Source organism: Rhodococcus sp. IEGM1428 (genome assembly GCF_050321865.1).
Lineage (GTDB): Bacteria > Actinomycetota > Actinomycetes > Mycobacteriales > Mycobacteriaceae > Rhodococcoides.
Window position 1 is genome coordinate 1 of record NZ_JBNQFW010000015.1, and the last position, 5,487, is coordinate 5,487.

Sequence of the window (5,487 nt, forward strand, 5' to 3'; positions counted from 1 at the left end):
CGGCGCATCGCCGCATCTGGGAGTGTTGATCACCGGGCCGGGTGGGGTGGGCAAGGCCACGCTGGCCCGCGCGGTGATCGCCGAGCGAGCCTGCGTCGTCCTGGACGGTCCGTCGATCGGCGCACTCGAGGCGTCTGCTCGCGTCGAGCGGGTCACTGCGGCGGTGGACGAACTCACCGGCTCCGGGGTTCTGATGATCACCGATGTCGACGCACTGTTGCCGTCCGATCCCGAACCGGCGTCGACCTTCGTGCTCGACGTGCTGCGCCGGGCCGTCGACACTCCGGGTCTGGCCCTGATCGCGACGACCGCGCATCCCGAGGCCACCGACCCACGACTACGGGGCCAGGACCTGTGCGATCGTGAGCTCACGCTCACCCTGCCCGACGCCGCCGGCCGCAAGGGATTGCTCGAACACCTGCTGAAGAAGGTGCCGCAGGATGACGTCGATCTGATCGAGATCGCTTCACGGACACCGGGTTTCGTAGTCGCAGATCTCGCCGCACTGACGCGTGAGGCGGCGTTGCGTGCCGCAGCCCGCGCATCGGAGAACTCGGCCGCAGCCTCGTTGACTCAGGACGATCTGGTGGGCGCTCTCCAGGTGATCCGCCCGCTGTCACGTTCGGGTAGTGAGGAGCTCGCGATCGGCAGCCTGTCCCTCGAGGACGTCGGCGATATGGTCGAGACCAAGCAGGCACTCACCGAGGCGGTGCTGTGGCCGCTTCGGCATCCGGATTCGTTCGCGCGCTTGGGAATCGAACCGCCGCGCGGTGTGCTGCTCTACGGTCCACCTGGGTGCGGCAAGACATTCCTCGTGCGCGCTCTCGCCAGCTCCGGCCAGCTCAGCGTGCACTCGGTCAAAGGCGCAGAGCTGATGGACAAGTGGGTCGGCTCCTCGGAAAAGGCTGTGCGAGAGCTCTTTCAGCGAGCCCGTGATTCTGCACCGTCACTGATCTTCCTCGACGAGGTCGATGCGCTCGTTCCCCGACGCGGGCAGAGCTCGGATTCGGGCGTCGGCGATCGGGTCGTGGCAGCTCTGCTGACCGAACTCGACGGCGTCGAACCGTTACGCGATGTGGTGGTACTCGGAGCAACCAACCGGCCCGATCTGATCGACCCGGCTCTGCTGCGCCCCGGCCGGCTCGAGCGTCTGGTGTTCGTGCCGCCGCCGGATTCCGATGCCCGGGTGGACATCCTGAAGGCGTCGGGCAAGTCCATTCCGCTCGCCGAGGACGTCGATCTGGAATCTCTCGCCCGCGATCTCGACGGTTACTCCGCCGCCGATTGCGCGGCGCTGCTGCGCGAGGCGGCATTGACGGCGATGCGTCGGTCGATGGATGCTGCGGCCGTCACCGCCGCCGATGTCGCCACCGCTCGGGCGACGGTCAAGCCGTCACTCGATCCCGAGCAGGTGGCGCATCTGCGGGCCTACGGGTCGTGAGCGGAAACTCGTAGCGGGCTACGAGTTTCCACTCACCTGCGGCGGAGCCGCACTCACTTCCAGCGAGCGAGGACCTCTTCGGCGCGCTTGGCGAGCACCATCTGGAAGATCGGCCCGAAGCTGATGCGACCGACACCGAGGGATGCGAAGTGCGAGAGATCGCCTTCGGCGGGGTTGGCGATGGCGTTGATCGGCAGCGGGAGTTCCTCGGCCAGACGCTTGTAGTCGGCGTCGTTGTGGAAGCCGACAGGGTAGAGCGAGTCGGCTCCGGCATCGGCGGCCAGCTTCAGACGCGCGATGGCGCGGTCGACGCGATCGTTCTCGTCGCCGATCTCCTTGACGAACAGGTCGGTGCGGGCGTTGATGACCACGTGCACGTCGGTGGCGTCCGACGCCGCGCGCAGTGCTCCGACGAAGTCGGCGTGCTCCTGTGCTTCACGGAGGCGTCCGCCCTCGCTGTGCACGGTGTCCTCGATGTTGAGGCCGACCGCTCCGGCGGAGATCAGCCCGTCGATCAGGCGCTTGGGGTCCTCGCCGTAGCCGGATTCGATGTCGACCGAGAGCGGTGCGTCGACGGCTCCGGAGATCTGCGTGATGCGGGCGAGGAGTTCGTCGAAGGTGATGCCCTCGTTGTCCGGCTTGCCGATGGAGTCCGAGACCGGGTGGCTACCGACGGTCAGCGCGGTGAAGCCCGCGGACACGGCCAGGTTGGCGGACCAGGCGTCCCACACCGTCGGCAACACGACCGGGTTGCCCGGCTTGTGCAGCTCGAGCAGGGTGGTGGCTTTCTGGGACAGATCAGTCATGGAGACTCCTTCGCGGTGGCTGTGGAGAACGTACGTTCTCTCGCTGACCAACGTACCTGCTTCAGTCGATCAAATCGAGTGCTTTCATTCGGTCGAACACCATCAGTGACCCCGGAGCGACGTCGGGCATCGCGGCGTACTCGTCCCAGGTGAAGTACCTGATCTCGGCAATTTCGCTGGTCGGCGACGGTTCGCCCACCAGATCGGCCAGAAAGCAGGTGATCTCGAGCGGTGTTCCCGTCGGATGTCCCCAGGCCTCGCACTCGAACACTCCGAGAAGCCGAGCATCGATCACTGCGACGTCCAGTTCTTCCCTGATCTCCCGGTGCAATGCCTGCTCTGCCGTCTCACCGGGGTCGATCTTGCCGCCCGCCATGTAGAACGCGGATTTGCCAACCGATCGCGCCTGGATCATGCGACGGTCCCGAACGTAGGCCAACCCGGCCGTCCGAATGAGCCTCTCACCGTTCGCGGGCACAGTTCCTCTTTCCGAGATACGTCCGATTTGTACCGCTGGGTCCGCCGTCGACCACGCAAAGTAGGATGGAATCCGACAACCGAGGTGCCACCGTTCGGTGGCCGGTTCGTTATTTCTCAAAGCCATAGGTCGAATTTCACACAGATTTCAAACCCTACTCATCGCCGCCCTACGACCACCGCCTCGGCCCCGCAGCCGATGCGACCCGAGACGACGGAGTGATTTTTGCTCGCCATTCTTCTTGCGCACACCGCCGCCGCGCTGCTCGCCCCGCTCCTCGTCCGGTGGTGGGGTCGCACTGCCTTCTTCCCGCTCGCACTCGTTCCCCTGCTGAGTCTGATCTGGGTGTTCATCAACTGGAACACGGAGCAGAAGCTGAGTATCGAGTGGGTTCCCGGCCTGTCGATGAACATCGATATGCGGTTCGACTCCCTCGCCGCCATCATGTCGTTGCTGGTGCTGGGCATCGGCGCGTTGATTCTGCTCTACTGCGCCCGCTATTTCGAGGACGACGAGCCACGGCTCGGCCTGTTCGCCGCCGAAATGGTCGCGTTCTCCGGTGCCATGTTCGGCCTCATCACCAGCGACAACATGCTGGTGCTCTACATCTTCTGGGAAATCACGACGGTCCTGTCGTTCCTGCTCGTCGGCCACTACGCCGAGCGTGCCTCGAGTAGGCGCGCGGCCACGCAGGCTCTGCTCGTCACCACCGCAGGCGGGCTGGCGATGTTGGTGGGCATCATCGTCCTCGGCCAGGCCGCGGGCACGTACAACCTGTCCGAGGTAGTCACGAACGCCCCGGGCGGCTGGCTGCCCGGCGTGGCGATCGTATTGATCCTCATCGGCGCGCTGAGCAAGTCGGCCATCGTGCCGATGCACTTCTGGCTCCCCGGAGCCATGGCCGCCCCCACACCGGTCAGCGGCTACCTGCACGCCGCGGCCATGGTGAAGGCCGGCATCTACCTGGTGGCGCGCCTCGCACCGGGTTTCGCCGACTCGGGTCCGTGGCGCGCGACCATCATCAGCTTGGGGCTGCTGTCGATGATCCTGGCCGGGTGGCGCGCGCTGCGTGCCTTCGACCTCAAGCTCATCCTGGCGTTCGGCACCGTCAGCCAGCTCGGCTTCCTGATGGTGCTGGTGGGCATCGGCTCCGAAAAAGCCATGCTGGCCGGCCTGACGATGGTGATCGCGCACGCGATGTTCAAGGCAACACTGTTCATGGTCGTGGGCATCGTCGATCACACCACCGGCACGCGCGACATCCGCAAGCTCGCCCACCTGGGCAAGAAGGCCCCGTGGCTCGCCGCCATCGCAGCGCTCGCTGCCGCCAGCATGGCCGGCCTGCCCCCGATGATCGGTTTCGTCGGTAAGGAGACGGCCCTGTCGGCGGTGATCAGCACTCCGACGCTCGATCCCACGGTCGCCGCCCTCGTCGTCGCCGGCTTGGTGATCGGGTCGATTCTCACCGTCACCTACAGCATCCGATTCGTCTGGGGCGCGTTCGGCCGCAAGCAGCTCAAGCGTCCGAGCCCGTCGGTGAAGAACATGCACGCGCCGTCCGCACTGTTCCTGGCCGCGCCTGCATTCCTGGCCGTCCTCGGTGTGGTCGCGGGATTCGCGTCCTCGATAGTCGACCACATCGTCAGCCCGTACGCACGCACCCTGCCGTCGTACGGGCAGGAGCCGTACCATTTGGCGCTCTGGCACGGGTTCAACCTGCCGCTGGCGTTGACCGTCGTCGTCGTCACCGGCGGCGTCGGGCTGTTCATAGCCCATCGTGTGGTCAACCGACTCAAGTTCGAGCACCCACCGCTCGGCAACGCCGACCGCATCTACGATAACGTGCTCAAGTCCATGGACACCCTGTCCATTCGCCTCACCGGCACCACGCAGCGCGGTTCGCTGCCCCTCACCCAGGGCACTATCCTGCTGACCCTGGTGCTGCTGCCGATCATCGTGTTGCTCGTCGGGCAGAAGCCAGGGCTGGAGTACACCCTGTGGAACACCCCGCTCCAGTTGGTCATCGGCGTGATCATGATCGCGGGTGGCCTCGGCGCAACCGTCATGCGAAACCGTCTGGCCAGCGTCATCCTCGTCGGACTCACCGGCTACGGCTGCGGCGTGATCTTCGCCATCCACGGTGCACCCGACCTCGCCCTGACCCAGTTCCTCGTCGAGACCCTGACCCTCGTGGTCTTCGTGCTGGTGCTGCGCAAGCTGCCGGCCGAGGTCGACGACCGGGGCTCGGCCGGATCGCGCGGCCCCCGTGCCGCGCTCGCCGTCGCCGTCGGCGCAACGGTCAGTGTGCTGGGAGCATTCGCGATGAACGCCCGCAGCGCAGCTCCGGTGTCGCTGCAGTTCCCCGAGGCCGCGTACGAGCTGGGCGACGGCAAGAACATCGTCAACGTGATCCTCGTCGACATCCGCGCCTGGGACACCCTCGGCGAGATCTGCGTTCTGCTGGTCGCCGCAACGGGCGTGGCCAGCCTGGTCTTCCGCAACCGGCGGTTCGGCAGCGCTCCGCGAGTGTCCGACGCCCCCGCATCGAACGCCTCCTCGTCGAACTCGGACTCCAACTACGCGGCGGAGACGACGTGGCTGTTGGGTGGCGATCTGATCGATCCGCGCCATCGCTCACTGATTCTCGAAGTGACGACGCGGTTGATCTTCCCGACGATCATGGTGCTCTCGATCTACTTCTTCTTCTCCGGCCACAACGCCCCCGGCGGCGGTTTCGCCGGAGGTCTCACGGCCGGCTTGGC

At 66.0% G+C, this 5,487-nt stretch carries 4 protein-coding genes; 2 read left to right on the plus strand and 2 right to left on the minus strand.

Annotated elements, in window-relative coordinates:
- Window positions 1-1,441: AAA family ATPase (locus ACQR3T_RS28585; protein ID WP_428695799.1), on the plus strand; the 1,441-nt coding region annotated here is incomplete at its 5' end.
- A 53-nt stretch (window positions 1,442-1,494) separates the two neighbouring features.
- Here ACQR3T_RS28585 and ACQR3T_RS28590 read toward each other — a convergent pair.
- Together ACQR3T_RS28590 and ACQR3T_RS28595 are read right to left on the minus strand one after the other, a co-directional pair.
- Window positions 1,495-2,247 (minus strand): isocitrate lyase/PEP mutase family protein, encoded by a 753-nt coding sequence (locus tag ACQR3T_RS28590; protein WP_428695800.1) that lies wholly within the window; start codon window positions 2,245-2,247, stop codon window positions 1,495-1,497.
- A 61-nt stretch (window positions 2,248-2,308) separates the two neighbouring features.
- On the minus strand, window positions 2,309-2,662 hold the full coding sequence (locus ACQR3T_RS28595) for an NUDIX hydrolase (RefSeq protein WP_428695802.1): 354 nt from the start codon (window positions 2,660-2,662) through the stop codon (window positions 2,309-2,311).
- Between the two features lie 288 nt (window positions 2,663-2,950).
- Here ACQR3T_RS28595 and ACQR3T_RS28600 point away from each other — a divergent pair.
- The coding region (locus ACQR3T_RS28600; protein WP_428695801.1) for a Na+/H+ antiporter subunit A at window positions 2,951-5,487 on the plus strand (2,537 nt) is incomplete at its 3' end.

What these genes read in the sequence shown, in the direction of transcription:
- ACQR3T_RS28590 (WP_428695800.1), bottom strand. Translation starts at nt 2,247, where the DNA reads ATGACTGATCTGTCCCAGAAAGCCACCACCCTGCTCGAGCTGCACAAG.
- ACQR3T_RS28595 (WP_428695802.1), bottom strand. Translation starts at nt 2,662, where the DNA reads ATGATCCAGGCGCGATCGGTTGGCAAATCCGCGTTCTACATGGCGGGC.